Here is a 26,698-nt window from a genome sequence, read left to right as displayed (position 1 = left end):
ACACGCACATGGCAACCAGAACCCGCCTGAATCTCTATTTCGACCCCGCGCTCATGCCGCAGATCGAGTCGCTGGCGTTGCGCCGCAAGGTCTCGAAATCCGCCATCGTGGAGGCGGCGGTCATGTCCTATCTGTCCGGCGATTCCGCCGGCCAGCTTGAAGCCGCCATGTCGCGCCGCCTGGACAAGCTCGGCCGCCAGATCGACACGCTCGACCTAGATCTCGCCGTCCTCGGCGAGACGGTCGCGCAGTTCATCCATTTCTGGATGACCATCACGCCGCCGCTCACGGGAGCCGCACAATCCGCCGCCCGCGCGAAGGGGGCGGAACGCTTCGAGGGCTTCATGCAGAATCTCGGCCGGCGTCTGGCGACGGGTGACAGGTTCCTCAAAGAGCTGTCCCGCGACCTCGACTCACTTCCCGACGATCTGTTGCCGGACGAGTCCGAGAGTAACGGCGATCAAGAGTAAGTATTCGGACCCATCCTATTTACCGCCGTTCGCCGCCGATCAGCGCCGCCGCTTAGATACTTGTTGAACCGGCCCAATTCCGGGCTTTCTTAATCGACCCCATCCGGGGATAGCCTGTCGCGTCCCCGCAAGAAGCCGGGGCTGACATGACCACCAACCACCAAAGACCGGAAGCCATTGCGCGCGGCGCACGCATGTTGCGCACGGCATTGGGGCCGGCAATCGCGCGACTGCTCGAAGACCCGGCTGTGGTCGAGGTGATGTTGAACCCGGACGGCCGCCTTTGGGTGGACCGGCTGTCCGAAGGGCTTTCCGATACGGGCGAGCGCCTGTCCGCCGCCGATGGCGAACGCATCGTTCGGCTGGTCGCACATCATGTCGGTGCGGAGGTTCATGCCCGCAGTCCCCGCGTCTCGGCCGAGCTGCCCGAGACTGGCGAACGGTTCGAGGGCCTGCTGCCGCCCGTGGTCGCCGCCCCGACCTTCGCCATCCGCAAGCCCGCCGTCGCGGTGTTCACGCTCGACGACTATGTGGCCGCCGGCATTATGTCGGCCGATCAGGCTTTGAGCCTCCGCACCGCCGTCGCAGCGCGAGCGAACATCCTAGTCGCGGGCGGCACCAGCACCGGCAAGACCACGCTGACCAACGCGCTGCTGGCCGAGTTGGCGAAGACGCAGGATCGCGTCGTCATCATCGAAGATACGCGCGAGCTGCAATGCGCCGCGCCCAACCTTGTCGCCATGCGGACGAAAGACGGCGTAGCGACGCTTTCCGATCTGGTCCGTTCCTCGCTGCGCCTGCGCCCGGATCGCATCCCCATCGGCGAGGTGCGCGGATCGGAAGCCCTCGACCTTCTCAAAGCGTGGGGCACAGGGCACCCCGGCGGCATTGGCACCATCCATGCCGGCACCGGCATCGGCGCGCTCCGTCGCCTTGAACAGCTCATTCAAGAGGCTGTCGTCACTGTCCCGCGCGCCCTGATCGCCGAGACCATCGACCTTGTTGCCGTCCTTTCCGGGCGCGGTTCCGCGCGCCGGCTGGCCGAACTCGTCCGCGTCGAGGGGCTGGGGCCAGACGGCGACTATCGCATCACCCCCGCAATCCCCACCAGCATAGGAGAATCTTCATGATCCGCACGATTTCGCGCGGCTATCGCTTCGCCGCGACCGCCGCATCCACCCTTGCCATCAGCTTCATGCTCACCCCGGCCGCCCATGCATCCGGTTCGTCGATGCCATGGGAACAGCCCTTGCAGCAAATCCTCCAGTCCATCGAGGGGCCGGTCGCCAAGATCATCGCCGTCATCATCATCATCGTGACGGGCCTGACCCTCGCGTTCGGCGATACCAGCGGCGGCTTCCGTCGCCTGATCCAGATCGTGTTCGGCCTGTCGATAGCGTTCGCGGCGTCGAGCTTCTTCCTGTCGTTCTTCTCGTTCGGCGGCGGGGCGCTCGTTTGATGGCGGGCGGTCTCGAACAGCTCGACGCGGTGCCGGGATTCACGATCCCGGTCCACCGGGCGCTGACCGAGCATATCCTGCTCGGCGGCGCACCGCGCGCCATCGCCATCATGAACGGCACGCTCGCCGGGGCCGTGGGCCTCGGCCTGCGCCTCTGGCTGGTCGGCCTCGCCATATGGGCCATCGGCCATTTCGCGGCCGTGTGGGCAGCGACGCGCGATCCCCAATTCGTCGAGGTGGGGCGGCGGCATCTACGCATCCCCGCCTTCCTCGCGGCGTGAGGGCGCGGCCATGATGAACCTCACCGAATACCGCCGCACCGCCGCCCGGCTCGCCGACTATCTGCCATGGGCCGCATTGGTCGGCTCGGGCGTTGTGCTCAACAAGGACGGCAGTTTTCAGAGGACGGCGAAGTTTCGCGGTCCCGATCTGGATTCCGCCGTGGCGGCCGAACTGGTCGCCGTCGCCGGCCGCATCAACAATGCCGTGCGCCGTCTCGGCTCCGGCTGGAGCATCTTCGTCGAGGCGCAGCGCAGCGAGGCCGCGACCTATCCCGGCAGCATGTTTCCCGATCCGGCGTCGGCCTTGCTCGACGCCGAGCGCAAGGCCGGGTTCGAGGAAGCCGGCACGCATTTCGTATCGGGCTACTTCCTGACTTTCCTCTGGCTGCCGCCCGCCGAGGAAGCCGCACGGGCGGAAAGCTGGCTCTATGAGGGCCGTGAGCAATCCGGCGTCGATCCGTGGGAACTGATGCGCGGCTTCATCGACCGCAGCGACCGCGTTCTGGCCTTGCTCGACGGTTTCATGCCCGAGTGCCGTTGGTTGGATGACGGCGCGACGCTGACCTATCTCCATTCCACCATCTCGACCAACCGGCATCGCGTGCGCGTGCCCGAGGTGCCGATGCACCTCGACGCACTGCTCGCCGACCAGCCGTTGACCGGCGGGCTGGAGCCGCGTCTTGGCGACGCGCATCTGCGCGTCCTGACCATCGTGGGATTCCCGACCGCGACGACGCCGGGCCTGCTCGACGAGATGAACCGCCTGCCGTTCCCCTACAGGTGGAGCACCCGCGCGATCCTGCTCGACAAGACCGATGCGACCCGGCTGCTGACCCGCATCCGTCGCCAATGGTTTGCTAAGCGCAAGTCCATCGCCGCGATTCTGAAAGAGGTGATGACCAACGAGGCGTCCGCGCTTGTGGATACCGACGCCGCGAACAAGGCGCTCGACGCGGACATGGCCCTGCAGGAACTCGGAGCGGACGTGGCGGGCATGGCCTACGTCACGGCGACCGTCACCGTATGGGATGCCGACCCGCGCCTTGCTGACGAGAAGCTGCGCCTGGTCGAGAAGATCGTTCAGGGCCGCGACTTCACCGCCATGGCCGAAACCGTCAACGCGGTTGACGCATGGCTCGGCAGCCTGCCCGGACATGCCTACGCGAATGTGCGGCAGCCACCCATCAGCACTTTGAATCTCGCCCACATGATCCCGCTTTCGGCGGTGTGGGCGGGGCCGGAACGGGACGAGCATTTCGGTGCACCCCCTTTGCTCTTTGGAAAGACCGAAGGCTCAACCCCGTTCCGGCTAAGTCTCCATGTCGGCGACGTAGGCCACACCCTTGTCGTCGGCCCCACAGGCGCGGGCAAATCCGTGCTGCTGGCGCTCATGGCGCTCCAGTTCCGCCGCTATGAGGCCAGCCAAGTCTTCGCCTTCGACTTCGGCGGCAGTATCCGGGCCGCGTCGCTCGCCATGGGCGGCGACTGGCACGACCTTGGCGGCGGGCTGACAGAAGGGGCAGATAGCGCCGTTTCGCTCCAGCCACTTGCCCGCGTCCACGACACCTATGAACGCGCATGGGCGGCGGACTGGATTGCCGCCATCCTCATGCGCGAGGGCATCGCCATCACGCCGGAGGTGAAGGAACACCTTTGGACGGCGCTGACTTCGCTGGCCTCCGCGCCGGTCGAGGAAAGGACGATCACCGGCCTCGCGGTCCTGCTGCAATCCAACGATCTGAAACAGGCGCTCCGACCGTTCTGCGTCGGCGGCGCCTATGGCCGGCTGCTCGACGCCGAAGCTGAACATCTCGGCTCGGCCGATGTGCAGGCGTTCGAGATCGAGGGGCTGGTCGGGACCGGCGCGGCCCCGGCCGTGCTGTCCTATCTGTTCCATCGGATCGGCGACCGGCTCGATGGACGGCCGACGCTGCTCATCATCGACGAGGGCTGGCTTGCGCTGGACGACGAGGGTTTCGCCGGCCAGATCCGCGAATGGTTGAAAACGCTGCGAAAGAAGAACGCCAGCGTCGTCTTCGCCACGCAAAGCCTGTCCGACATCGACGGCAGCGCCATCGCGCCGGCCATCATCGAGAGCTGCCCGACACGGCTCTTGTTGCCCAACGAGCGCGCCATCGAGCCGCAGATCACCGAGATTTACAGGCGGTTCGGGTTGAATGAGCGCCAGATCGAAATCCTGGCACGGGCCACGCCCAAGCGGGACTATTACTGCCAGTCGCGGCGCGGCAACCGGCTGTTCGAGCTGGGTCTCAGCGAAGTCGGCCTCGCGCTCTGTGCCGCCTCATCGAAATCCGACCAGGCGCTGATCGCCGAGATCTTCGCCGAACACAGCCGGAGCGGATTCCTCGCCGCCTGGCTCAAGGCGCGCGGTGTCGATTGGGCGGCCGAGTTGATCCCCGACCTCACCAATCTCGCACCCGAAAGCGAGGATCTGCCACCCCTCATCGACGATGAGGACGCGTTCGAGTTCACCCTGGAAGAAGAGGAGATTACCCCATGACCCGCAAGATGCCCCGTCTCGCTCGCATGACCAGCGCCCCGGCGCTCGCCCTTGCGCTCGTCGCGCCGCTGGTACTGTCGCCGGTGTTTGCGACACCCGCCCATGCCTTCTTCGGCGGCTTCGGCCGGATCGTCTACGACCCGACCAACCACGCCGAGAACCTGCTGACCGCCGCCCGGACGCTTGAGCAGATCAACAACCAGATCGCGCAGCTTCAGAACGAGGCGCAGATGCTGATCAACCAGGCCCGCAATCTTGCGAGCCTGCCGTATTCGTCGCTCCAGCAGCTTCAGCAGAATGTGCAACGCACCCAGCAGCTCCTCGCCCAGGCGCAGAACATCGCCTTCGACGTCCAGAACATCGACCAGATGTTCCAGCAGGACTATGGCAATCTGTCCCTGACCGCGACCGACCAGCAGTTGATAGCGGATGCGCGCAGCAGGTGGGAAAATACGGTTGGCGGCTTGCAGGACGCCATGCGCATCCAGGCCGGCGTCGTCGGCAATATCGACAGCAACCGTGCCGAGATGTCCACGCTCGTTGGCCAGAGCCAGAATGCGGTCGGTGCGCTGCAAGCCACCCAGGCTGGCAACCAGCTCCTCGCGCTGCAATCGCAGCAGCTCTCCGATCTGATCGCGGTGATGTCGGCCAACGGTCGCGCCGAGGCGCTGATCGAGGCCGAGCGCGCGACGGCAGCCGAACAGGGACGTATCCAGCGCGAGCGCTTCCTGACGCCGGGCAGCGGTTACCAGCCCGGCAATGCGCAAATGTTCAACAACGGCAACAACTGACCGGGAGGCTCGCCATGGACGGCAAGATGCTGGCCCGGCTCGGGGCCGTGGTGTTCATCGCCATCGCCGTCACGGCGACCGCAATCGACATGGCGCGGAAGGATGAACCTTCCGCGCCACCCCCTGCGCCGGCCTTCCAGCCCCCGGCCGACCCGTTGCGTGAAACCCTGCGCCGCTGCCAGCAGCTCGGCGAGGCTGCCGCCAGCGATGCCGGCTGCCTCGCCGCATGGGCCGAATCCCGCGACCGCTTCCTCGGCCGTGATCGCAGCGAGGCGCGCTGACCATGAGCAACACGGGCGTCATCGACAATTTCCTCGGCGTATTCACATCCTACATCGACTCGGGGTTCGGCCTGCTCGGCGGCGAGGTCGCCTTCATCGCCACGACACTCATTGTCATCGACGTGACGCTCGCCGCGCTCTTTTGGGCATGGGGCGCGGATGACGACATTATCGCGCGGCTGGTGAAAAAGACCCTGTTCGTGGGCGTGTTCGCCTACATCATCTCCAACTGGAACAACCTCGCCCGGATCGTCTTCGAGAGCTTCGCCGGCCTCGGCCTCATGGCGTCGGGCACCGGCTTTTCCGTCACCGATCTGATGCGGCCGGGCCGCGTCGCGCAGACCGGCCTCGACGCCGGCCGCCCGCTGCTCGACTCCATTTCCGACCTGATGGGCTGGATCGCCTTTTTCGAGAACTTCATCCAGATCGCGTGCCTGCTGTTCGCATGGGCGCTGGTCGTGTTGGCCTTCTTCATCCTCGCCATCCAGCTTTTCGTGACGCTGATCGAGTTCAAGCTGACCACGCTCGCCGGCTTCGTCCTCATCCCCTTCGGCCTGTTCGGCAAGACCGCCTTCATGGCCGAAAAGGTGCTCGGCAACGTGGTGTCGTCCGGCATCAAGGTCTTGGTGTTGGCCGTCATCATCGGCATCGGCAGCACCTTGTTTTCGCAATTCACGGCCGGTTTCGGCGGGGCGACCCCGACCATCGACGACGCCATGGCGATTGTGCTCGCCGCGCTGTCGCTGCTCGGCCTCGGCATCTTCGGCCCCGGCATCGCCAACGGCATCGTCTCGGGCGGCCCCCAGCTCGGGGCGGGCGCAGCCGTGGGCACCGGCCTCGCTGCCGGCGGCATGGTGCTTGCGGGCGGCGCGGCGGCCGGTGGCGGGGCCATGCTTGCCGCGAAGGGTGGCGCTGCTGCCCTGTCCGGTGGAGCCGCGGCCGTTCGCGGAGGCGCAACGGCCGCGGGCGCGGCGACCGCTGCCTATAGCCTCGGCTCGCTCGGCCAGACCGGGGCGGCGGGCGTTGCCTCCGGCCTCGGCGGTGTCGCCCGAGCGGCAGGCTCGGCCGCCGTCTCGCCGCTCAAGCGCGCGGCCTCCAGCGCAGCATCGCAAGCAGGCGAAAGCGTCAAGTCCAGCTTCTCCGCTGGCGCAAAGGCCGGCTTCGGCGCGACTGGCGGCAGCTCGACCATGGGCACGGTCGGCGGTGCGAGTGCCGATCCCGCAGCCGCTCCATCCGGCCCGGCGGGCAGCCCTCCGGCATGGGCGCAGCGGATGCAGCGCCGGCAGGCCCTCAACCACGGCACCACCATGACCGCCCATGCCGTCCGCTCCGGCGACAGCCACGGCTCCGGTTCCTCCGTCAACCTTTCCGAAAGTGACCGCTCATGAGCATCTTCAAACGACCAGCAACCCATTACGGCAAATCGCCAGAACCCGAGACGCCCTATCAAAAGGCCGCGCAGGCTTGGGACGAGCGCATCGGCTCGGCCCGCGTGCAGGCGAAAAACTGGCGCTACATGGCGTTCGGCTCGCTGATCCTTTCGGCCGGCTTCGCCTCGGCGCTGGTCTGGCAGTCCGCACGCGGCACCGTCGTTCCTTGGGTGGTGCAAGTGGACAATCTCGGTCAGGCGCAGACCGTCGCGCCGGCCGTTGCCGACTATCGCCCGACCGATCCGCAGATCGCGTTCCATCTCGGCCGCTTCATCGAGCAGGTCCGCGCGATCCCGGCCGACGCGATCATTGTCCGCCAGAACTGGCTTCGGGCGTATGAATGGACCACGGATCGCGGCGCGGCGGCATTGAACGACTATGCGCGGGCCAACGATCCGTTCACCCGCGTCGGCCGCCAGCAGATCGCCGTCGAGGTGTCGAGCGTCATCCGGGCGTCCCCCAACAGCTTCCGCGTGGCGTGGACCGAACGCCATTTCGAGAACAGCCAGCTTTTCACCACGGAACGATGGACGGCCATCCTCACTATCGTCATCCAGCCGCCGCGCGACGCCGAGCGCCTGCGCACCAACCCGTTGGGAATCTACGTCAATGCAGTTTCGTGGTCGCGGGAGATGAGCCAATGAGGACGATCACCCGCACCCCGGCAATCGCGGCCGTGCTGCTTTCGGCGACCATGCTCGCAGGCTGCGCTACCAACCGGACGCCGCAATTCAGCTATGACGCCAGCGTGCCGCCGCTGCCGACCGTGCAGACGGCCGTCACCAACGAGACGCCCCGGCCTTTGCATGTGCCCCCGGCATGGACCGTGGCGCGCGGCGGAACCGTCGCCGGCACGCCGACCGGCCGCGTCGAAAACGCCAATGCTGCCGCCCGCGTCGAACCGCGACGCGAAGGCTACTACAACGCCATCCAGATTTACCCGTGGTCGGAAGGCGCGCTCTATCAGGTCTATGCCGCAGTCGGGCAGATCACGACGATTGCGCTGGAGCCCGGCGAGAGCCTGACCGGCGCGGGGCCGATTGCAGCCGGCGACACCGCTCGCTGGATCATCGGTGACACCGAGAGCGGCAGCGGCGCGACGCGGCGGGTTCATGTGCTGGTGAAGCCGACGCGGCCGGACATCACCACCAACCTCGTCATCACGACCAACCGGCGCATCTACATGATCGAGCTGCGCGCCCGTGAAGCCCTCTACATGCCCGCCGTGGCATGGGCCTATCCCGCACCGCCTGCTGGCCAGCGCCAGACGGTCCCGGCCACGCCGATCATCCCGGCCGAGGCCACGCGCAACTACCGCTACGGCCTGACAGGCGACAGCTCGCCGTGGCGGCCGGTTTCCGTGTTCGATGATGGACGCCGCGTCTATGTCGTCTTCCCGGCCGGGATCGTGCAGGGGGAGATGCCGCCGATCTTCGTGCTCGGATCAGACGGCGAGCCGCAGATCGTCAATTCCCGCATACACCAGAACATCCTGATCGTGGACCGCCTGTTTGGTGCGGCCGAACTGCGCCTTGGCAGCGGCAATCGCCAGCAGGTCGTCAGGATCGTCCGCACCAACCCGACGCAGGCAGCAGCAGAACCAGCCAGCACGACCACGGGAGGATCGTCCTCATGAGCGATACCGATACCGCAGCCCCCATGCGCCTGCGCGCCGAACCGCCCCGCGTCACCCGCCTGTCCCGCAAGATGCTGGCAGGCGTCGGAACCGTCGCGATTCTCGGCATCGGCGGAGCGCTGATCTACGCGCTCCAGACCCGCGAAGCGGGGCCGGGAGGCGAAGAACTCTATTCGACCGAGAACCGCCCCACGGCGGACGGCTTGTCCGGCCTGCCGCGCGACTACACGGGTCCCGTCTTGGGGCCGGCATTGCCCGGCGACCTCGGCCGTCCGATCCTCGACGCGCAGAACCGGAGCCAGCCGGTTGCGCCGCCCGTCATGACGACACCCGCCGTCGATCCCGAGGAAGAACGCCGCCGCGCCGAGGAAGAAGCCGCGCGCTTGAGCAACGTATTCTTCCAGTCCGGCCCGCGCACGGGATCGCCAGCAGGGACGGCCATGCCCGGCTTTGCCGGCCTCGGCCTCGGCGGACAGCCCGCGACGCAGGACCGGCACACGGCTTTCTTAAGCGGCCCCGTGGGTCGACAGACCATCGTGCCGGATCGCGTCACGCCGCCGGCATCGCCCTACATCCTTCAGGCCGGGGCCGTGATCCCCGCTGCGTTGATAACTGGCATCCGTTCCGATTTGCCCGGCCAGATCACCGCGCAGGTGACGGAGAACGTCTATGACAGCCCGACCGGCAGCTTGCTCCTGATCCCGCAGGGCACCCGCATCATCGGCCAATACGATGACGGCGTGACCTTCGGCCAGCGCCGCGTGTTGCTGGTGTGGAATCGCCTGATCCTGCCGGGCGGCCGTTCCATTGTGCTGGAGCGCCTGCCGGGCGCGGACGCCAGCGGCTATGCCGGCCTTGAGGATGGTGTCGATTACCATTGGTGGGATCTGATGAAAGCGGCTGGCCTCTCCACGCTGCTCGCGGTCGGAACCGAACTTGCCACCAGCGACGAGGACCGGCTGATCCGGGCGATCCGCGACGGGGCGCAGGATACCGTCAATCAGGCGGGCCAGCAGATCGTGCAGCGCCAGTTGCAGGTCGCACCCACGCTGACCATCCGGCCGGGCTTCCCGGTCAGGATCATCGTCACCCGAGACCTCGTGTTCGAGCCGGCAGGAGGTTGACCATGACCAAGCTGAAACTCGGCCCGCTGCCCGACGACAAGCCCGTGAAGGTCACGTTAGAGCTGCCCGCAACGCTCAACCGCGATCTGATCGACTATGCCGAGGTGCTGACCCGTGAAACCGGCAGGCCCGTCACTGATCCCATCAAGCTCATCGTGCCCATGCTGGAGCGGTTCATCGCCACGGATCGCGGGTTCGCCAAGGCTCGGCGTCTGACAAAATGAACACCAGTAAAGGGCGTATACCTATCAATTCCACCGAATGTAATCGGCTGACAGCCGCTTAAAATCCGTGCTGGTCGCGCAGCCGGGATTCGTTTCGATGTGGTCAATTAGGTAGGTCATGCACTCTATCAGCCGTTGGTTGATAACGTTGGTGCGAGCAGCTTCCAGAGCCTGCTTAGCTTGCGTGCGGCATATCGAGCGACCCAACTGCCCCGAAATCTCATAGTGGGTGAACGCAGCCATAATATGCGGCGCGAACTTATCGCCGCCGAGGTTTAGGATAGCGTCATAGTAGCGCTTTCCACCCGGAGAAACGCCGTTGTTGTAGGATACGCCCCTGCCGATCCGACAAAGTAGCACCGTCTTGAAAAGGCGTTCGGCGAGATTGTCAAAGATCGAGTTTTGATCCGGGACATAGGACCAAAGGTTGGCGGCCACCGGAGCTTCGTGATGAAAATTGTCCCAACCGTTGTGCTTATCCAGTAGCTCCGTAATTAGCGTATCGACAATAACGAGGCGCTCGGATGGGGAACGATATGCGTTTCCAGAAACGAGAGCAAAGAACTGTTCCCCGAGCGCATATTTATCCTTGTAGAGATTGGTGTTGTATCCTTCCAGCACGATCCCAAGCCGGTAGCGTGGCTCATCCGCACATGTATTCCAGAGCGCGGGTGCAAGGACTGCGATATTCTTTCGCACTCCTTGGTCAGTGTCCGGCGCGACATAGATTCCGAAAACGGTCCTAAGCAGACTTCCGCATAGGTGGCTTGGCAGTTCAGTAAAGCGGCGTTCAATGGTCTGTTTCGTCGCTGAGTCGAGCGGTGCCGTATGGCTCTTGAGGTTTGCAATAAATGCCTGAACTTGAAGCGCTGCTTCGGTAGGCCGGTCGTGCAGAACGTCCTGCACACAGGTCTGCAACCAACCCAGTAGCTCGAAGGCGTTGATGTTGTAGTTGGTTGGGTGAGAGATGCCGATATCGTTCCGCATATCTAGGATATGCTTGAGCTTTTTGTAGGTCGTATCAGAGATAAGCTCCAGTTTTCGGCATGTATCAAGGAGGACAGCATCCTTGAGAGCGGGAAGATCATTTTCAGTCTTGTAGAATTCGCGCGTTTTATTGCCACCAACAGCGGCGTCGAAGAAAATATCGAGGCCATAAAGCGATGCCTTTTTCCGAAGGTCGATCACAACCTCGTTCCAGATCGCATTAAGCGCATAGTCGAACAGGCCGGAACCAGCCCCGATCACGAACTTTGATAGATATCGCGCGTCGCGCTTGACCTCCGCCGGCAGCGACTGAAGGTATCCGGGAAGGTTGCTTGCGATGATCGAGCGCTCGGACGGGTCCGCCATGATGTTCTCATGGGGCAGCCCCACATCACGCAGGAAGTCCACTAGACGCTGGGCCTGCGGATCGACAAGGCTATTTGAAGTGGTGGTCGTAATGTTGCTGTTCATCAACAGGGCCTAAATCACATGACTGCGTTGCTATGACTCGCTGCCACAGTATCCGCTAGGACAAGATAACGCGAGGCAACAATCGTCAGGGGTGCCGCCAGCGCACAGGCGCAAATGCGGCACGCTACAGGCCGCCGACTGCCCTCCATGGTTCGCTTAATTCCGGGGCCTTGAGCGCCCCGGAATCCACACCGAACCAAGGAGGATTTCATGAGCGCAGAGCGCCGCCGCGCCCGCAAAGGGCGACCGCGACACCCGGCCCCCGAAGCACTTCCCGACGATCTTTTCGGCTACGCCGATGAACCCACGCCAGACGGCCGGGAACGCCGCAGGTCGCCACTTCGCATCGTCGATGTGGAGTCGTTGCCGGTCTTCGACGACTGGCCCGAGAAGGTGCCGATCACCGAGGAAGAACTGCAAATCTTCGAGCGGTATTTCGGCCATGTGCTCGACCGCCTGTTTGGCCCCATTGACACTGATCCCGACAATCAGGGCTTGCCATCGTTAACATCAGATGATAACAGTAAGTCATGAGCGAGGATCGTGACCAGAGCCTCGACACGCTTCTGGACCTCGACGGTCAAGTACTTGTCGTCGATCCCGAGGGCGGCCATTGGGTGAAGTTCGTCGTCACCCGCGTTCCGGCATCGCCGGAGAAGCCGCACGGCCTCGATTATTCGCTCACGCTTCACGGGCCTTCGGGCGAACGGCTGGTCGGCTTCGATAACGCCCATCCGGTCGGCCGGGGCAGACGCGGCGGGCCGATGGACCATCGGCACCGCCTCCAGACCGTGAAGCCCTATGCCTACGAGGACGCGGCCACGCTCTTGGCCGACTTCTGGCAGGCGGTGGACGCGGTGTTGAAGGAGCGAGGTGTCCTATGACCACATTGAAAGTCGGGATTGCCGGCTACGACGAGATGAAGGCCCGCACCATGCGGATAGCCAAGGGCGAGGAAAAGCCGGCGACGGACGATCCGAAGGTGTGGTTCACATCCATGGAATCGTTCGCGCAACTCCTTTCCAGCGGGAATCGCGAGCTGCTGCGCGTCATCGACGAGCAGTCGCCCGGATCGCTGGAGGAACTGTCGCGGATCACGGGGCGGGCGAAGCCCAGCCTGTCCCGAACCCTTAAGAAGATGGCGAGCTACGGCCTGATCCGCATGGACCCCGGCGAGGGCCAGAAAGTCGTGCCCAAGGTGCTGCATGATCGTGTCGAGCTGGACTTGCCCTTGCTCAAACGCCGCGCGGCGAAAGGAGGCGCACTATGAACATTCATTCCCCGCACGTCGCCTTGCGCGCCGCGCTCTATCTGCGCGTCTCGACGGCGCGGCAGGCCGAGCATGACGTGTCGATCCCCGACCAGAAGCGGCAGGGCGAAGCCTATTGCAAGTCTCGCGGCTATCAGCTTGTGGAAACCTTCGTCGAGCCGGGCGCATCGGCGACCAACGACCGCCGCCCCGAGTTCCAGCGCATGATCGAAGCCGGCACGTCGAAGCCGCCAGCGTTCGACGTGGTGGTGGTGCATAGCTTCTCGCGCTTCTTCCGCGACGAATTTGAAATGGAATACTACTACCGGAAGCTAGCAAAGAACGGCGTCAAGCTCGTTTCCATGACGCAGGAACTTGGTGACGATCCGATCCACCAGATGATGCGGCGGATCATGTCGCTGTTCGACGAATACCAGTCGAAGGAGAATGCCAAGCACGTCCTGCGCGCCTTGAAGGAGAACGCGCGGCAAGGCTTCTGGAACGGTTCGCTGCCGCCCATCGGCTACCGCGTCGTCGATGCCGAGCAGCGCGGCACGAAGATGAAGAAGAAGCTGGAAATCGACCCGCTGCACGCCGACACCGTGCGGCTCATCTTCCGTCTTGCATCGGAAGGCGACGGCACGTCCGGCCCCATGGGCGTCAAGAACATCGTCAACTATCTGAACAAGCACCGCATGTTCACCCGCAGCGGCAGGCGTTGGGGCATCGGCCAGCTTCACCGCGTCCTGACCCGCCGCACCTATATCGGCGAACATCGGTTCAATCGCCGTTCCAAGAAAGGCGAGGTGAAGCCCGAGGAAGAAGTCGTCACCGTCGCGGTGCCGCCGCTGATCGACCTTGAGATATTCGAGGCGGTGCAGAAGCGGTTGCAGGTCAACAATCCGAAGGTGACGCCGCCGCGCGTCGTCAGCGGCCCGAACCTGCTGACCGGCATTTGCTATTGCGGCAATTGCGGCGGGGCCATGACGCTCCGCACCGGCAAGAACGGCCGCTATCGCTATTATGCCTGTTCGATCCGGGCACGGCAGGGCGAAACCGGCTGCAAGGGCCGCGCGATCCCGATGGACAAGCTGGACCGCATCGTGGTCAGCCACATCGAGGAAAGGCTGCTGGACCCCGAGCGGATCGAAGACGTGCTTGCCTCGCTTTTGGATCGCCGGCAGGAGAGCGTCGAGCGGCGCGGCCAGCACATCGCCGAATTGAACCAGCGCGCGGCCGAGGCCGACATGCGCCTCAAGCGGCTCTATGACGCTATCGAGGCGGGTTCGCTCGACCCGGCCGAATCCGCCCTCGGCGAACGCATCGCGGGCCTTACGGCGATACGGGATCAGGCACGGGCCGACGCCGTAAGGACCGAAGCCATGCTGAAAAACTCGGCCCATAAGGGCCTCACAGGGGCGGCCGTGCGGGAACTGGCGAGCGAGGCACGCACCGGGCTTCGGCTTGAAAAGGGCGGCTATCGGCGGGATCACGTCCGGGCTTTCGCCCAGCATGTCGAGGTCGCGGACGACGCGATCTATATCAACGGCAGCAAAAACACGCTGTTGAAGGCGCTGATCGCCGCAAAGGGAGGGAAATCGGCGGGAATCGGCGTTCCCGGTTTTATACCAAGGTGGCGGAGAGAGAGGGATTCGAACCCTCGATACGGTTTCCCGTATACACGCGTTCCAGGCGTGCGCCTTCAACCACTCGGCCACCTCTCCACGGCGCAGCTTTATCGGCTGCGCGAGGGTCATCTAGTCGATCTGATCGAGAATGCCAAGTCCAGTCTGTGACAGTTTTGCAATTTGCTGCACTTTCCTGCACCCAGCCCTCCCATACACTCAACTTTCCGTAGGGTCATTGCCAAGTCCGGCCGCCCGGCCTATGTCTCGCACGGGTCGTTTGTGGATTGGCGTCCCACGCCGGCAGCGGCACAGAGGTGAGGCCTGAATGTTTCGTCTGTTCTTCCGGATACTGGCTGTTGTTGCTCTTGCAATCGCTGTCGTCATGGCCGTGATCGACGCGACACGCTCCATCGCGGCGTCCGTCATGACATTCACACCTCTGGGCGAAAGCTGGTATGCAGTGTCACCCGATACACTCAATCTCGCGCAGGCCGCCATCCAGCGCTACACATTTCCCTTCATCTGGGACCCCGTGATCATCCATATCCTGACCCTGCCGGGCTGGCTGGTCTTCTTCGCTCTTTCCTTGCTTTTCTACATCGCCGGATACCGGCGTCGACGAGCTGTTTTCGTCTGAAAGCTGCAAAGAGCCGGACACTGCTTCGGTTACAAAACAGCCTGCAAGGCCACCTCAATTGGTTTTTCCGAACGGTCAAAATTCCACGTGAATTTTCATTTCAGCCATGCAAGAGTGGCCACAAGGGGAGAGCGGAAGACTTTCTCCATGCCGTCCCCGATGGTCCACGGCCCGTTGCGGGACGCTCGCAAGAGCGCTTGAGCGGTTTCGCCAATCGAGGCTGCCCGTTCATGCGGCGCAGACATAAACGCAAGACAACCGACAGGGTGTGGATCACATGAAGCGTATTGTTCTCGGCCTTCTGGCCGCCACCGCACTATCCGCAAGCGCGTTCGCGGAAGACATCACTCCGGCTCTCATCTACGATCTGGGTGGCAAGTTCGACAAATCCTTCAACGAAGCAGCCTATAATGGCGCCGAGCGGTTCAAGGAAGAGACCGGCATCGAGTATGTCGAGTTTGAAATCTCCAACGACGCCCAGCGCGAACAGGCCCTGCGCCGCTTTGCAGAGAACGGCCGCAACCCCATCGTCATGGCCGGCTTCACCTGGGTGGATTACCTGAAAAAGGTTGCGCCGGAATATCCAGAAACCAATTTCACCATTATCGATGATGCGGTCGACGCCCCCAATGTACGCTCCGTTACCTTCAAGGAGCAGGAAGGGTCCTATCTCGTCGGCATGCTGGCAGCACTCGCCTCTGAGACCGGCACGGTCGGTTTTGTCGGCGGCATGCAGGTGCCGCTGATCGGCAAGTTCGAATGCGGCTATGTGGGTGGCGCCAAGGCTGCCCGCTCCGATGCCAAGGTGATCCGCAACTACACGGGCGACACGCCTTCTGCTTGGAACGACCCGACCAAGGGCGGAGAGATTACCCGCACGCAGATCGATCAGGGCGCGGACGTGATCTATCACGCCGCGGGCGGCACCGGTGTTGGTGTGCTCCAGGCGGCAGCTGATGCCGGCAAGCTCGGCATTGGCGTCGATTCCAACCAGAACGGCCTGCATCCCGGCCATGTCCTGACCTCCATGGTCAAGCAGGTGGACGTCGCTGTCTACGACGCCTTCATGGATGCCAAGAATGGCGAGTTCAGCTACGGCCTCCAGGACCTCGGTCTGGCAGAGGACGGCGTTGGCTATGCGGTGGACGACAACAACAAGGACCTCATCACGGACGAGATGAAGGCTGCGGTTGAAGAAGCCAAGCAGAAGATCATCGATGGCGAGATCGAAGTGCACAACTTCCTGAGCGATAACGCCTGCCCCTACTGAGGGTCCGCCGCGTTCGACTGGACCAATCCGAAGGGCCGCCCGTGCGGCCCTTTTTCCTTTCCTCATCACTGCCGGTATGTGTTAGGTCGCTTCAGTATCTTCTCCGAACAGTCTTCAGGAGCTTTCCATGTCCGACATCGCCCCGGTTCTCGATCAACTCGATCGTTCCATCGATCAGAGTCTGGAGCGTCTCTTTCATCTGCTGAGGATCAAATCGATCTCCACCGACCCGGCGTTCGCCGGTGATTGCCGCAAGGCTGCCGAATGGCTGGTGGAAGACCTGAAGACAATCGGCTTCGACGCCAGCGTGCGTGACACGGCAGGCCATCCGATGGTGGTCGCGCATCACGACGGCGAAGGGCCGCATGTGCTCTTCTACGGACACTACGATGTACAGCCTGTCGATCCGCTGAACCTGTGGGACAACGACCCGTTCGACCCGTCGGTGAAAGAGATCGAGCCCGGACGCAAGGCGATCGTTGGGCGCGGCTCCTCCGATGACAAGGGCCAGCTCATGACCTTTGTGGAAGCCTGCCGCGCTTACAAGGGGATCCATGGCAAACTGCCTTGCAAGATCACCATTCTGTTCGAAGGCGAAGAGGAATCCGGTTCGCCCTCGCTGCGTCCGTTCCTGGAAGAAAATCGCGAGGAGCTTTCGGCAGACTATGCGCTGGTGTGCGACACCGCCATGTGGGATCCGGAGACGCCCGCCGTCTGCGTTGGCCTGCGTGGGCTTGTTGGCGAGGAAATCACCATCAAGGCGGCGGACCGCGACCTGCATTCGGGCTTTTTCGGCGGCGCGGCGGCCAATCCGATCACGGTTCTGGCCCGCATTCTGGGCGACCTGCATGACGAGAACGGACGCGTGACCGTTCCCGGCTTTTACGAGGGCGTTGAAGAAACGCCGGCAGACATCCTGAAGAGCTGGGAAGGGCTCGGCGAAACGACCGAGAATTTCCTCGGTCCAATCGGTCTTTCAAAGCTGTTTGGCGAGAAGGACCGGTCGGCACTCGAACTCGTCTGGGCCCGTCCGACGGCGGAGGTGAACGGCATCACCGGCGGCTATACCGGCGAAGGCTTCAAGACTGTCATTCCGGCGGAGGCTTCGGCAAAGGTTTCGTTCCGACTGGTGCACAAGCAGGACCCGGACAAGATCCGTGCCGCCTTCCGCCAATTCGTCGAAGAACGCCTGCCGGACGATTGCCGCGTGGAGTTCCACCCGCATGGTGGCTCGCCTGCCTTCCAGCTTGATTACGACATGCCGTTGGTAACAAAGGCACAGGGTGCGCTGAGCGACGAATGGCCGAAGCCCGCAGTGGCGATCGCGATGGGCGGTTCCATCCCGATTGCCGGCGAATTCCGCCGCATGCTCGACATGGAAACGCTTCTGGTCGGTTTCGGCCTTCAGGATGACCGGATCCATTCTCCGAATGAGAAATACGACCTGAATTCATTCCATCGCGGCCAGCGCTCCTGGGTCCGCATTCTCGATGCCCTGAGCAGCACGTAAGCCTGGAAGAGCACCATGACGATCCGATTTCACAAGAACGACCTGCCCGATCTCAGCAATTACAATGTCGATGCCGTCGCAATCGACACGGAGACACTGGGACTGAAGCCCCACCGCGACCGGCTGTGCGTGGTCCAGCTCTCGCCGGGCGATGGCACCGCGGATGTGGTGCAAATCGACGCCGGGCAGAAGAAGGCGCCGAACCTTGTCGCGCTATTGAAGAACCGCAAGATCACCAAGCTGTTCCACTTTGCGCGTTTCGATCTGGCGGTACTCTATCACAGCTTCGGCGTGATGCCGGAGCCGGTGTTCTGCTCCAAGATCGCCTCGCGCCTCACCCGTACTTACACGGATCGGCACGGGCTGAAGGATCTGTGCAACGAATTGCTGGGCGTGTCGCTTTCGAAGGCACAGCAATCATCAGATTGGGCAGCCGAAGAGCTTTCGCCCGAACAGCTCGAGTATGCGGCGTCCGACGTGTTGTACCTGCATCAGCTGCGCGAAAAGCTCATAGAGCGGCTTGAGCGCGAAAAGCGCACACGCGAAGCTGAAGCCTGTTTCCGCTTTCTGCCGACACGGGCGAAACTGGACCTGATGGGCTGGGAAGAGGCGGATATTTTCGCCCATAGCTGAGCGCCTCCGGCCGCTTTTGTTTAATTTGACTTAACTGCGCCTTAAACCGCTGCCTCTTACTGTGCCCGCACTGACAGGTGCGGGTGCTGGTTGACGGGGTTTGTGAGTATATGGCGCGCAGGACGAAAAACCGAAGGATCGAGCCGACTTTCGACGCGCCGGCGGCGCGCCGGAGCGGGGACGATCTGAAACTCGGTGACGGCGACCGCGTCGTACCTTCACGCCAGCGTCGCAAGCCTGCCAAGGGCAAAAGCGCCAGGGGAGCGAAAAGCGCTCGCCGCACAGGCCGGCAGCGCAAGAATGGCGGTGGCGGAGGCTTCTTCGGCTTCCTGCGCACCGCCATATACTGGTCGCTCGTTCTGGCCCTGTGGGGCGGCATCGCCGCTGCCGGCATCACCGCTTACTATGGTGCCAAGATGCCGTCGGCGACCACTTGGGAAATCCCTGACCGACCACCCAATGTGAAGATTGTCTCGGCGGACGGTGACATGATCGCCAATCGCGGCATGACAGGTGGCGAGGCGGTGGGCCTGCACGAAATGTCACCCTTCATTCCGCAGGCCGTGATCGCCATCGAGGACCGGCGCTTCTATTCACATTTCGGTGTCGATCCGATCGGCCTTGCCCGCGCCATGGCGGAGAATGTGATGGCTGGACGGTTGACACAGGGCGGCTCCACACTGACGCAACAGCTCGCCAAGAACCTGTTTCTGAAGCCCGACCGGACGATAGAGCGCAAGGTGCAGGAGGTGCTTCTGGCGCTTTGGCTGGAGCAGAAACACTCCAAAGACCAGATCCTGGAAATGTATCTGAACCGTGTCTATTTCGGTTCGGGCGCCTATGGCGTGGAGGCGGCGTCGCGGCGCTATTTCAACAAGTCCGCACGGGATGTTACGCTTTCCGAAGCCGCTCTTCTCGCTGGTCTGCTGAAGGCTCCCTCGCGCCTATCGCCCGCGCGCGACCCGCAGGCCGCCGAAACACGGGCGCAGGTGGTGCTGACCGCCATGCGCGATCAGGGCATGATCGGCGACAGCGAGATGACAACCGCCATGAGCCGGCCCGCCACCCGCGCAGCCGCCTACTGGACGGGTTCGGAGCATTATTTCGCCGACCGGGTGATGGAGGAACTGCCGAGCCTCATCGGCGACGTGAAGAGCGACATCATCGTGGAAGCCACGGTCGATATGCGTCTGCAGAAGCAGGCGGAGAAAACGATCCGCAATCTGATCGACGAGAAAGGCGGGAAACTTGCGGTCAGTCAGGGCGCGCTCGTTTCCATAGACACCACTGGAGCGGTGCGGGCGATGGTGGGCGGCTATGACTATGCCAACAGCCAGTTCGACCGCGCTTCCGAGGCACGCAGGCAACCTGGCTCGGCCTTCAAGCCATTCGTCTTCATGGCCGCGCTCGAACAGGGCCGGCGGCCCGACAGCGTGCGCAATGACGCGCCGGTCAAGATCGGCAACTGGACGCCGGAAAACTACAAGGGCAAATACTATGGTCCGGTGACGCTTTCAGAAGCCCTCGCGCGTTCGCTCAATTCGGTCGCCGCCCAGCTCGCCATGGAAGTCGGACCCAAATCCGTGGTCGAGCTCGCCCACCGGATGGGCATCGAGTCCGATCTGAAAGCCAATGCCTCCATCGCACTTGGGACCTCTGAAGTGACCCCGCTGGAGCTGACGGCAGCCTATCTGCCCTTCGCCACCGGCGGGTACAGGCCTGAAGTCTATTTCGTACAGCGCATCACCACCTCATCCGGCAAGGTGCTTTACCAGCACGACCGGCCGCGTCTGACGCAGGTAGCGAGCGCGGACATCATCGGCATGATGAATGCCATGATGCGGGGAACGGTGGAATATGGCAGTGCGCGCGCGGCGAACATCGGCCGCCCGGCAGCGGGCAAGACAGGCACCACCCAGCAATCGCGCGATGCCTGGTTCGTCGGATATACGGCCGATCTGGTGACGGGGGTCTGGTTTGGCAACGATGCCTCCAAGGCGACAAAGGCAACCGGCAGTTCCCTGCCCGTTCCGGCCTGGAAAGCCTTCATGGAGGAAGCAGAAAAGGGACGACCAGTGAAACGGTTGCCAGGCTCCTGGAGCCCTGGCGCTCCGGCGCCCGGCATTGCAACAAGCGAACCGCAGGCACCGCCGGTCCCGCAGGCGTCCGTTGGTGGCGGGACGCAGGCCCCGCAGGGGCACCCCACACCAACCGTTGCGGTGCCCTCCGGCGGCAATCCGGATCACACCGCTTCGGTTCGCCGCCCTGTACCGCCTGCCGATGTGGGAGGCAGCGGGCAGAAGAAGCAGACCTCAATTCTCGACATCATTCTGGGAAATTAGAGCCCGCCGCTCCGCTTTTGCCTATCGCATTCACCTCCACTCTCGCTTACATAGGAGCGGAACAGGGAGCAGGGCATGGCCGACGAACGCAAGACACTGGTTTTGACCGGCGCAAGCCGGGGCATTGGTCACGCGACAGTGAAGCGCTTTTCCCGGGAAGGCTGGCGGGTGATCACCTGCTCAAGACAGGCCTTTGCCGAGGATTGCCCATGGCCCGCGGGACCGGAAGACCACATCAAGCTCGATCTTTCCGACCAGGAAGACGTGGGCAACGCCATCGCTGAGATCCGCCATCGGCTGGAGGCCAATGGAGGACGGCTCGACGCGCTGGTCAACAATGCCGCCATCTCGCCCAAGCTCGAAGGCGGGAAACGCATGAACTCCATCGAAACGCCCATGCATATGTGGCGCGATGTGTTTCAGGTGAATTTCTTCGCACCGATCATGCTGGCGCGCGGACTCTTCAAGGAGTTGGGGAACGCGAAGGGCTCTGTGGTGAACGTAACCTCCATCGTCGGCAGCCGCGTGCACCCTTTCGCCGGAACCGCCTATGCCACTTCCAAGGCGGCGCTCGTGGCGCTAACCCGCGAGATGGCGGCCGATTTCGGTCCGCACGGCATTCGCGTCAACGCCATTGCGCCGGGCGAGATCGAAACCTCCATACTCTCCCCCGGAACGGAAAAGATCGTCGAAACCATCCCGCTTCGCCGGCTGGGGCAGACATCGGAGGTGGCTGAGACGATCTACTTCCTGTGCTCGGATCAATCGTCCTACGTGTCTGGTGCGGAAATCCATATCAACGGCGGACAGCACGTTTAAGGAACCTGACGGTGCTCCTGCGTTCGCTGCGGTCAGCCTCTCGATGACCCGTGCGGCAGCGCGTCTTCAGGCACTGCCGCACTCCGCGTCTCCTACTGCATCAGCACCTTCTCGATATCGCCGACCGTGTGATTGGTCAGCGTCTTGGCGACCTCGCCGATCACCTTGTCTTCCACTTCCTTGTGCATCTCCTTGCGCAGCTCACCCAGCACCAGCGGCGGGGCGACGAGCACCAGCTTGCTGAACTTGCCCTTGTGGGCAAGCTTGTAGAGCCGCTCGGCGACGTCAGCGGCAAAACGCTCCTTTTCGATACGGTGCCAGTCGGTTTCGTCCACTGCGCTGCGGTGAACCCCGTGGCCGTCGTTGAAGCGTCCCGGCTTGTCAGTGCCCTGCTCACGGCTTGGCGGATTTTCTTCGTGGATCGTCCGTACCACCTGAAGATTGGGATAAGTCGCGTCGCCCTCATTGCGAAGAAACAGCGCCTTTTCACCATCGGCGACGACAACCCAAGCATCATGTACGAGCCGGAACTCAGCCATATCAATCTCCATTGCTTCTATGGTTCTGAGGAAACGCAGCCTGTCGCTTCCCGTTCCACAAAGTGGATATGGGTATCCGCGCGGGGCCGGGGAAGGATTTCCTGCCGCGAAGCGGTGCGGCGAAAAAGCAATCTTGTCACATTCATGCGGCAGCGAGTGTGTTTCTTCTCAGGCAACGCTGCAAACCGCCATTATTGCGGGCATCGTTCGAGAAGGCTCGCAAACCATGACGACAAAGATCCAAAAGCTTGCCGCTTTCCCCGTGTTTCTGCGGGTGGAAAACCGCGCTGTCGTCATTGTGGGCAATGGCGAGGAAGCGCTTGCGAAGGCGCGGTTGCTGGGCCAGTCGAGCGCGGCACTCACGCTGGTTGCAGACGCGCCCGAGAAAGCGCTCGCTGCATGGGCGGCGGAAAATGGAGCCCATCTGATCCGCGCGCCCTATGCTCCGCGTTACATCGAAAACGCAGCGCTTGTTTTCGCCGCCACCGATGACGAGGCGCAGGATCGCGTCATTGTCGCGGATGCGCGGGCTCGCTCCATCCCCGTAAACGCAGTGGACCGGCCCGAGCTTTGTGATTTCTACACACCGGCTCTCGTGAACCGTGCGCCGCTTGCGGTTGCCATCGGGACAGAGGGTGCCGGCCCCGTGCTGGCGCAAATGGTGCGGGCGCGCGTCGACCAGATGCTCTCCCCGTCGCTTGGCGCACTTGCCCAGCTCGCCACCCAATACCGCGATGCCGTGGACCGACTGGTGCCGCGCGGCCTAGCGCGCCGCCGTTTCTGGAAAGCCTTCTTTACCGGCGACACGGCGCGGTCGGTCGAGCGCGGAGACGTGGCCGCTGCCCGGCGCAATGCCTCGAGCCTTTTGGCGGCCGGTGACGATATCCCCGGTCATATTGCGCTGGTGGGCGCCGGTCCCGGCGCGGAAGACCTTCTGACACTGCGCGCGCAGCGCCTTCTGATGGAGGCGGATGTCATCGTTTACGACGCCCTGGTGCCGGAGGCCGTGGTCGCCATGGGCCGGCGCGATGCCGAGCGCATCTCCGTCGGCAAGCGCAAGGGCTGCCACTCCAAGAGCCAGGAAGAGATCAACGATCTTCTCGTGGCGCTTGGCCGCGACGGCAAGCGCGTGGTGCGGCTGAAGTCCGGCGACCCGCTGATCTTCGGGCGTGCCGGCGAGGAAATGGCGGCGCTGCGTGAAGCGGATGTGTCCTATGAAGTGGTGCCGGGCGTGACCGCCGCCTTCGCCGCCGCCGCCGATTTCGAGCTGCCCCTGACCCTGCGCGGCATTGCCTCTTCGATCGTGTTCACCACCGGCCATGACCTGAAGGGCCGCACCCTGCCCGACTGGGCGAGCCTCGCCGTCTCCGGAGCGACCATCGCCGTCTATATGGGGCGTTCGGTGGCCGCAGATGTAGCGGAGCGACTTGTCGAGGCGGGGCTTTCTCCTGATACGGCCGTGGCGGTGATCGAGAATGCGAGCCGCGACGACAGACGGCTTCTGCATGGAACGCTGAGTGACCTGCCTTCACTTGCCGACTGCAACGAACTGACCGGCCCCGTGATGACGCTGATCGGCGACGCGGTGGCGGGTGCGAATTTCGAGCGCTCGGAAGCGCTTGCCACTTACAAGCAGCAGCTGGAGCGCGCGTGATGAAGATTGTAGCCGCCAATCGCCTGACCGATGGTGAGACCGTGTGGCTGGGAGCCGGCGACCGCTGGGTCGACACGATCGACGCCGCCCATGTGGCGAAAGATGCTGAGGACGAGGCCCGCATTGCCGCTGCCGGAAACGCGGCACTCTCAGCCAATATCGTGGTCGATGTCACGCTGGTCGACGTGGAGATCGTCGAAGGCCGCATTCTCCCCAAACGCCTGCGCGAGCGCATTCGCGCCGGCGGTCCCTCCATTCACCCCGAGATCGGCAAGCAGGCGCGCGACGCCGCGCTAAGCGCCGCATAAAGCCAGGTCACGTTTCATGTATCGTTACGACGAATTCGACCAAGCCTTCGTGAAAGCCCGCGTTGCGGAGTTCACCGACCAGGTGAAGCGCCGCCTGTCGGGCGAGTTGACGGAAGACCAGTTCAAGCCACTCCGGCTGATGAACGGGGTTTATCTGCAACTGCACGCCTATATGCTGCGGATCGCCATTCCCTATGGCTCCCTCTCGCCGAGGCAGATGCGCAAGCTCGCTCATATCGCGCGCACCTATGACAAGGGCTATGGCCATTTCACCACGCGCCAGAACCTGCAGTTTCACTGGCCGAAGCTGGTCGACATTCCGCGTGTGCTCGAAGAGCTTGCGGAAGTGGAGATGCACGCCATCCAGACCTCTGGAAACTGCATCCGCAATGTGACGGCGGATCACTTTGCAGGCGCGGCGGCGGACGAGGTGGCGGACCCCCGCCCCTATGCGGAAATCCTGCGGCAATGGTCGTCGCTGCATCCGGAGTTTTCCTATCTGCCGCGCAAGTTCAAGATTGCCGTGACCGGGGCTGCACGAGATCGCGCCGCGATCGAGGTGCACGATATCGGTCTGCATCTGAAGAAGAACGACAGGGGCGAGCTGGGTTTCGCCGTGTTTGTCGGTGGTGGTCTTGGTCGCACCCCCATGGTCGCCAAGAAGATCCGCGATTTCCTGCCGGAGCGCGATCTTCTCACCTATGTGACAGCCATCCTGCGCGTCTACAATCTGAACGGACGGCGCGACAACAAATACAAGGCCCGGATCAAGATCCTCGTGCACGAGACCGGCACGGAAGAGCTGAAAGCGCAAGTGGAGAGGGAGTTCGACGCGCTTCGCGAAAGCGAACTGAAGCTGCCCGAGGCCGACATTCGCGCCATCGAAACCTATTTTGCTCCGCCCAAGCTGAAGGCGCGCCCGGAAGGCGACGCGGCGGTGAGCAAAGCGGTGAAAGCCAATCCGGGTTTCGCCGACTGGCTGCGCCGCAACGCGCACACGCACCGCAACGCCGACTATGCCTCGGTGACCGTTTCGCTGAAGGGCATCGGAGAGGTACCGGGAGATGCGACCGATGCGCAGATGGATGCGATTGCCGACCTCGCAGAGCAATATGGCAATGATGAAATCCGCGTCAGCCACGAGCAGAACCTGATCCTGCCGCATGTGGCGCGGGCCGACCTGCCGGCGGTGCATGCGGCGCTTGTCGAGATCGGACTGGCGACCTCCAATGCCGGGCTGATCACCGACATCATCGCCTGCCCCGGGCTCGATTATTGCGCGCTGGCCAATGCCCGCTCCATTCCGGTGGCGCAGGAAATTTCCGAACGGTTTGCCTCTCAGGCCCGGCAGGACGAGATCGGGGATCTGCAGATCAAGATATCCGGCTGCATCAATGCCTGCGGGCATCACCATGTCGGCCATATCGGCATTCTCGGTGTCGAGAAGAAGGGTACGGAGCTCTACCAGGTAACCCTTGGCGGTTCGGCGCGTGAAGGCTCGACCATTGGCGAGATCATCGGGCGCGGCTTTGCGCCCGACGAGATTACCGACGCGGTGGAGACGATTGTCGACACCTATCTCGCACGACGCGAAAACAGCAATGAGAGTTTCCTCGACGCCTATCGCAGGCTTGGCCCCGCACCATTCAAGGAGGCCCTTTATGGCCACGACGCCAAGGCAGCTTGATCGCGATTTCGCCGCCAGTGGCGATGCGACCGAACTCGCTATCGCGCTGAATGATCGGTACGGCTATCTTCCTGCCGAAGAAATCATCGCCGTCGCGATCGATCTGTTTCGGGATGCGGGCGGCATCGGAGCGACGTCTTCCTTCGGGGCGGATTCGGCCGCCTTGCTGCATCTGATCGCGAAAGTCGATCCGGGGATTCCGGTGGCGTTTCTGGACACGGGCCAGCATTTCGGTGAAACGCTGGACTATCGTGATCAGCTCGTCGCCGACCTCGGGCTGACCAATCTCAAGATCGTCGCTCCGCGCGCCAAGGCGCTCGCCGAGCAGGATCCGGATGGGACCCTTCACCAACGCGATACGGATCTCTGCTGCGATATCCGCAAGGTGGAACCGATGGCACGTGCGGTCGAGCCTTATCGTGCGTGGTTTACCGGCCGGAAGCGCGCTCAGGCTGCGACCCGTGCCCAGATGCCCGTGTTCGAGGCGGTGGGACCGCGGATTCGCGTGAACCCTCTGGCCCGGTGGACCACCGAGGATCAGGCCAACTACATGCGCCAGAATCAGCTGCGCCAGAACCCGCTGGTGGCTTTCGGCTATCTTTCCATCGGCTGTTTTCCATGCACCAGCCCGGTCAGCCCGGGAGAAGACCCGCGTGCGGGGCGCTGGGCGGGGCAAACCAAGATCGAATGCGGTATTCACCTGCCCGGCCTCGAGGCCGCGCTCTCTCCGTCACGTTAGGAACGGCT

At 63.3% G+C, this 26,698-nt stretch carries 27 protein-coding genes, 1 tRNA gene and 1 pseudogene; 26 read left to right on the top strand and 3 right to left on the bottom strand.

Annotated elements, in window-relative coordinates; genetic code table 11:
- Positions 1–8 precede the first annotated feature (8 nt).
- The 12 genes from KW403_RS10095 to KW403_RS10040 all read left to right on the top strand — a co-directional run bounded on the left by KW403_RS10095 (position 9) and on the right by KW403_RS10040 (position 10,217).
- Positions 9–470, top strand: a complete 462-nt coding sequence (locus tag KW403_RS10095) for a ribbon-helix-helix domain-containing protein (RefSeq protein ID WP_223019368.1) — start codon at positions 9–11, stop codon at positions 468–470.
- Positions 471–616: 146 nt separating this feature from the next.
- Positions 617–1,600, top strand: a complete 984-nt coding sequence (gene trbB, locus KW403_RS10090) for a P-type conjugative transfer ATPase TrbB (protein WP_223019367.1) — start codon at positions 617–619, stop codon at positions 1,598–1,600.
- Positions 1,597–1,929 (top strand): TrbC/VirB2 family type IV secretion system protein, encoded by a 333-nt coding sequence (locus tag KW403_RS10085; protein ID WP_223019366.1) that lies wholly within the window; start codon positions 1,597–1,599, stop codon positions 1,927–1,929. The genes trbB and KW403_RS10085 overlap by 4 nt, the downstream gene beginning before the upstream one ends.
- The gene (locus tag KW403_RS10080; protein ID WP_223019365.1) at positions 1,929–2,210 is read left to right on the top strand and encodes a VirB3 family type IV secretion system protein; all 282 of its coding nucleotides are present in this window, start codon (positions 1,929–1,931) and stop codon (positions 2,208–2,210) included. The genes KW403_RS10085 and KW403_RS10080 overlap by 1 nt, the downstream gene beginning before the upstream one ends.
- A 10-nt stretch (positions 2,211–2,220) precedes the next feature.
- On the top strand, positions 2,221–4,731 hold the full coding sequence (gene trbE, locus KW403_RS10075) for a conjugal transfer protein TrbE (protein ID WP_223019364.1): 2,511 nt from the start codon (positions 2,221–2,223) through the stop codon (positions 4,729–4,731).
- The gene (gene trbJ / locus KW403_RS10070; protein ID WP_425518203.1) at positions 4,728–5,522 is read left to right on the top strand and encodes a P-type conjugative transfer protein TrbJ; all 795 of its coding nucleotides are present in this window, start codon (positions 4,728–4,730) and stop codon (positions 5,520–5,522) included. Before trbE ends, trbJ begins: the two co-directional genes overlap by 4 nt.
- A 14-nt stretch (positions 5,523–5,536) precedes the next feature.
- Positions 5,537–5,803 (top strand): putative entry exclusion protein TrbK-alt, encoded by a 267-nt coding sequence (trbK-alt, locus tag KW403_RS10065; RefSeq protein ID WP_066809360.1) that lies wholly within the window; start codon positions 5,537–5,539, stop codon positions 5,801–5,803.
- Between the two features lie 2 nt (positions 5,804–5,805).
- Positions 5,806–7,191 carry a P-type conjugative transfer protein TrbL gene (trbL, locus tag KW403_RS10060; RefSeq protein ID WP_223019363.1) on the top strand — a complete coding sequence of 462 codons (1,386 nt, stop codon included), beginning with the start codon at positions 5,806–5,808 and terminating at the stop codon, positions 7,189–7,191.
- The gene (gene trbF / locus KW403_RS10055) at positions 7,188–7,877 is read left to right on the top strand and encodes a conjugal transfer protein TrbF (protein WP_223019362.1); all 690 of its coding nucleotides are present in this window, start codon (positions 7,188–7,190) and stop codon (positions 7,875–7,877) included. Before trbL ends, trbF begins: the two co-directional genes overlap by 4 nt.
- Positions 7,874–8,869, top strand: coding sequence for a P-type conjugative transfer protein TrbG (gene trbG / locus KW403_RS10050; RefSeq protein ID WP_223019361.1), 996 nt, complete (start codon positions 7,874–7,876; stop codon positions 8,867–8,869). Before trbF ends, trbG begins: the two co-directional genes overlap by 4 nt.
- Positions 8,866–9,993, top strand: a complete 1,128-nt coding sequence (locus KW403_RS10045; protein ID WP_223019360.1) for a TraB/TrbI/VirB10 family type IV secretion system protein — start codon at positions 8,866–8,868, stop codon at positions 9,991–9,993. The genes trbG and KW403_RS10045 overlap by 4 nt, the downstream gene beginning before the upstream one ends.
- A gap of 2 nt (positions 9,994–9,995) precedes the next feature.
- Positions 9,996–10,217 (top strand): DUF2274 domain-containing protein, encoded by a 222-nt coding sequence (locus KW403_RS10040; RefSeq protein ID WP_223019359.1) that lies wholly within the window; start codon positions 9,996–9,998, stop codon positions 10,215–10,217.
- Positions 10,218–10,241: 24 nt separating this feature from the next.
- Here KW403_RS10040 and KW403_RS10035 read toward each other — a convergent pair whose 3' ends face one another.
- A complete protein-coding gene (locus KW403_RS10035; protein WP_223019358.1) occupies positions 10,242–11,675 on the bottom strand; it encodes a hypothetical protein in 1,434 nt (477 codons plus the stop codon).
- 210 nt (positions 11,676–11,885) lie between these two features.
- On the opposite strand from KW403_RS10035, the gene KW403_RS10030 reads away from it, so the two are divergent.
- The 4 genes and pseudogenes from KW403_RS10030 to KW403_RS10015 all read left to right on the top strand — a co-directional run.
- Complete coding sequence (locus KW403_RS10030) at positions 11,886–12,209, top strand: hypothetical protein (RefSeq protein WP_223019357.1); 324 nt, start codon at positions 11,886–11,888, stop codon at positions 12,207–12,209.
- Positions 12,206–12,559, top strand: a complete 354-nt coding sequence (locus KW403_RS10025; protein WP_223019356.1) for a toxin-antitoxin system TumE family protein — start codon at positions 12,206–12,208, stop codon at positions 12,557–12,559. The genes KW403_RS10030 and KW403_RS10025 overlap by 4 nt, the downstream gene beginning before the upstream one ends.
- Positions 12,556–12,945 carry an HVO_A0114 family putative DNA-binding protein gene (locus tag KW403_RS10020; RefSeq protein WP_223019355.1) on the top strand — a complete coding sequence of 130 codons (390 nt, stop codon included), beginning with the start codon at positions 12,556–12,558 and terminating at the stop codon, positions 12,943–12,945. The genes KW403_RS10025 and KW403_RS10020 overlap by 4 nt, the downstream gene beginning before the upstream one ends.
- Positions 12,942–13,982, top strand: a pseudogene (locus KW403_RS10015) (recombinase family protein); the annotation flags it as partial. The gene KW403_RS10020 and the pseudogene KW403_RS10015, both read left to right, overlap by 4 nt.
- Before the next feature lie 576 nt (positions 13,983–14,558).
- Here the strand turns inward: KW403_RS10015 and KW403_RS10010 are convergent.
- Positions 14,559–14,648 (bottom strand) — tRNA-Ser (locus tag KW403_RS10010).
- A gap of 229 nt (positions 14,649–14,877) precedes the next feature.
- On the opposite strand from KW403_RS10010, the gene KW403_RS10005 reads away from it, so the two are divergent.
- From KW403_RS10005 to KW403_RS09980, 6 genes are all read left to right on the top strand, one after another.
- Positions 14,878–15,189 (top strand): hypothetical protein, encoded by a 312-nt coding sequence (locus tag KW403_RS10005; RefSeq protein WP_223019354.1) that lies wholly within the window; start codon positions 14,878–14,880, stop codon positions 15,187–15,189.
- Between the two features lie 277 nt (positions 15,190–15,466).
- The gene (locus tag KW403_RS10000; RefSeq protein ID WP_223019353.1) at positions 15,467–16,459 is read left to right on the top strand and encodes a BMP family lipoprotein; all 993 of its coding nucleotides are present in this window, start codon (positions 15,467–15,469) and stop codon (positions 16,457–16,459) included.
- A 127-nt stretch (positions 16,460–16,586) separates the two neighbouring features.
- The gene (locus KW403_RS09995) at positions 16,587–17,969 is read left to right on the top strand and encodes a dipeptidase (protein ID WP_223019352.1); all 1,383 of its coding nucleotides are present in this window, start codon (positions 16,587–16,589) and stop codon (positions 17,967–17,969) included.
- A 15-nt stretch (positions 17,970–17,984) separates the two neighbouring features.
- Positions 17,985–18,602, top strand: coding sequence for a ribonuclease D (locus KW403_RS09990; RefSeq protein ID WP_223019351.1), 618 nt, complete (start codon positions 17,985–17,987; stop codon positions 18,600–18,602).
- A 110-nt stretch (positions 18,603–18,712) separates the two neighbouring features.
- On the top strand, positions 18,713–20,944 hold the full coding sequence (locus KW403_RS09985; protein ID WP_223019350.1) for a transglycosylase domain-containing protein: 2,232 nt from the start codon (positions 18,713–18,715) through the stop codon (positions 20,942–20,944).
- Between the two features lie 75 nt (positions 20,945–21,019).
- A complete protein-coding gene (locus KW403_RS09980; RefSeq protein ID WP_223019349.1) occupies positions 21,020–21,763 on the top strand; it encodes an SDR family NAD(P)-dependent oxidoreductase in 744 nt (247 codons plus the stop codon).
- 92 nt (positions 21,764–21,855) lie between these two features.
- Here KW403_RS09980 and KW403_RS09975 read toward each other — a convergent pair whose 3' ends face one another.
- Positions 21,856–22,302: a baeRF12 domain-containing protein gene (locus KW403_RS09975; RefSeq protein ID WP_223019348.1), complete on the bottom strand. Its 447-nt coding sequence runs from the start codon at positions 22,300–22,302 to the stop codon at positions 21,856–21,858.
- A gap of 226 nt (positions 22,303–22,528) precedes the next feature.
- Here KW403_RS09975 and cysG point away from each other — a divergent pair, with 226 nt between their 5' ends.
- Genes cysG through KW403_RS09955 form a run of 4 tightly spaced genes read left to right on the top strand, consistent with a single transcriptional unit; the run spans position 22,529 to position 26,690 of the window.
- A complete protein-coding gene (cysG, locus tag KW403_RS09970; protein ID WP_223019347.1) occupies positions 22,529–23,956 on the top strand; it encodes a siroheme synthase CysG in 1,428 nt (475 codons plus the stop codon).
- Positions 23,956–24,264 (top strand): DUF2849 domain-containing protein, encoded by a 309-nt coding sequence (locus tag KW403_RS09965; RefSeq protein WP_223019346.1) that lies wholly within the window; start codon positions 23,956–23,958, stop codon positions 24,262–24,264. The genes cysG and KW403_RS09965 overlap by 1 nt, the downstream gene beginning before the upstream one ends.
- A gap of 16 nt (positions 24,265–24,280) precedes the next feature.
- Complete coding sequence (locus KW403_RS09960; protein WP_223019345.1) at positions 24,281–25,951, top strand: nitrite/sulfite reductase; 1,671 nt, start codon at positions 24,281–24,283, stop codon at positions 25,949–25,951.
- Positions 25,926–26,690 (top strand): phosphoadenylyl-sulfate reductase, encoded by a 765-nt coding sequence (locus tag KW403_RS09955; protein WP_223019344.1) that lies wholly within the window; start codon positions 25,926–25,928, stop codon positions 26,688–26,690. The genes KW403_RS09960 and KW403_RS09955 overlap by 26 nt, the downstream gene beginning before the upstream one ends.
- Positions 26,691–26,698: the final 8 nt, after the last annotated feature.

Source organism: Nitratireductor kimnyeongensis, assembly GCF_019891395.1.
Lineage (GTDB): Bacteria > Pseudomonadota > Alphaproteobacteria > Rhizobiales > Rhizobiaceae > Nitratireductor > Nitratireductor kimnyeongensis.
Note: the sequence above shows the minus strand (reverse complement) of the source record. Positions and strands in the feature narration are given on the sequence as shown.

What these genes read in the sequence shown, in the direction of transcription:
- KW403_RS10095 (WP_223019368.1), top strand. Translation starts at nt 9, where the DNA reads ATGGCAACCAGAACCCGCCTGAATCTCTATTTCGACCCCGCGCTCATG.
- trbB (WP_223019367.1), top strand. Translation starts at nt 617, where the DNA reads ATGACCACCAACCACCAAAGACCGGAAGCCATTGCGCGCGGCGCACGC.
- KW403_RS10085 (WP_223019366.1), top strand. Translation starts at nt 1,597, where the DNA reads ATGATCCGCACGATTTCGCGCGGCTATCGCTTCGCCGCGACCGCCGCA.
- KW403_RS10080 (WP_223019365.1), top strand. Translation starts at nt 1,929, where the DNA reads ATGGCGGGCGGTCTCGAACAGCTCGACGCGGTGCCGGGATTCACGATC.
- trbE (WP_223019364.1), top strand. Translation starts at nt 2,221, where the DNA reads ATGATGAACCTCACCGAATACCGCCGCACCGCCGCCCGGCTCGCCGAC.
- trbJ (WP_425518203.1), top strand. Translation starts at nt 4,728, where the DNA reads ATGACCCGCAAGATGCCCCGTCTCGCTCGCATGACCAGCGCCCCGGCG.
- trbK-alt (WP_066809360.1), top strand. Translation starts at nt 5,537, where the DNA reads ATGGACGGCAAGATGCTGGCCCGGCTCGGGGCCGTGGTGTTCATCGCC.
- trbL (WP_223019363.1), top strand. Translation starts at nt 5,806, where the DNA reads ATGAGCAACACGGGCGTCATCGACAATTTCCTCGGCGTATTCACATCC.
- trbF (WP_223019362.1), top strand. Translation starts at nt 7,188, where the DNA reads ATGAGCATCTTCAAACGACCAGCAACCCATTACGGCAAATCGCCAGAA.
- trbG (WP_223019361.1), top strand. Translation starts at nt 7,874, where the DNA reads ATGAGGACGATCACCCGCACCCCGGCAATCGCGGCCGTGCTGCTTTCG.
- KW403_RS10045 (WP_223019360.1), top strand. Translation starts at nt 8,866, where the DNA reads ATGAGCGATACCGATACCGCAGCCCCCATGCGCCTGCGCGCCGAACCG.
- KW403_RS10040 (WP_223019359.1), top strand. Translation starts at nt 9,996, where the DNA reads ATGACCAAGCTGAAACTCGGCCCGCTGCCCGACGACAAGCCCGTGAAG.
- KW403_RS10035 (WP_223019358.1), bottom strand. Translation starts at nt 11,675, where the DNA reads ATGAACAGCAACATTACGACCACCACTTCAAATAGCCTTGTCGATCCG.
- KW403_RS10030 (WP_223019357.1), top strand. Translation starts at nt 11,886, where the DNA reads ATGAGCGCAGAGCGCCGCCGCGCCCGCAAAGGGCGACCGCGACACCCG.
- KW403_RS10025 (WP_223019356.1), top strand. Translation starts at nt 12,206, where the DNA reads ATGAGCGAGGATCGTGACCAGAGCCTCGACACGCTTCTGGACCTCGAC.
- KW403_RS10020 (WP_223019355.1), top strand. Translation starts at nt 12,556, where the DNA reads ATGACCACATTGAAAGTCGGGATTGCCGGCTACGACGAGATGAAGGCC.
- KW403_RS10005 (WP_223019354.1), top strand. Translation starts at nt 14,878, where the DNA reads ATGTTTCGTCTGTTCTTCCGGATACTGGCTGTTGTTGCTCTTGCAATC.
- KW403_RS10000 (WP_223019353.1), top strand. Translation starts at nt 15,467, where the DNA reads ATGAAGCGTATTGTTCTCGGCCTTCTGGCCGCCACCGCACTATCCGCA.
- KW403_RS09995 (WP_223019352.1), top strand. Translation starts at nt 16,587, where the DNA reads ATGTCCGACATCGCCCCGGTTCTCGATCAACTCGATCGTTCCATCGAT.
- KW403_RS09990 (WP_223019351.1), top strand. Translation starts at nt 17,985, where the DNA reads ATGACGATCCGATTTCACAAGAACGACCTGCCCGATCTCAGCAATTAC.
- KW403_RS09985 (WP_223019350.1), top strand. Translation starts at nt 18,713, where the DNA reads ATGGCGCGCAGGACGAAAAACCGAAGGATCGAGCCGACTTTCGACGCG.
- KW403_RS09980 (WP_223019349.1), top strand. Translation starts at nt 21,020, where the DNA reads ATGGCCGACGAACGCAAGACACTGGTTTTGACCGGCGCAAGCCGGGGC.
- KW403_RS09975 (WP_223019348.1), bottom strand. Translation starts at nt 22,302, where the DNA reads ATGGCTGAGTTCCGGCTCGTACATGATGCTTGGGTTGTCGTCGCCGAT.
- cysG (WP_223019347.1), top strand. Translation starts at nt 22,529, where the DNA reads ATGACGACAAAGATCCAAAAGCTTGCCGCTTTCCCCGTGTTTCTGCGG.
- KW403_RS09965 (WP_223019346.1), top strand. Translation starts at nt 23,956, where the DNA reads ATGAAGATTGTAGCCGCCAATCGCCTGACCGATGGTGAGACCGTGTGG.
- KW403_RS09960 (WP_223019345.1), top strand. Translation starts at nt 24,281, where the DNA reads ATGTATCGTTACGACGAATTCGACCAAGCCTTCGTGAAAGCCCGCGTT.
- KW403_RS09955 (WP_223019344.1), top strand. Translation starts at nt 25,926, where the DNA reads ATGGCCACGACGCCAAGGCAGCTTGATCGCGATTTCGCCGCCAGTGGC.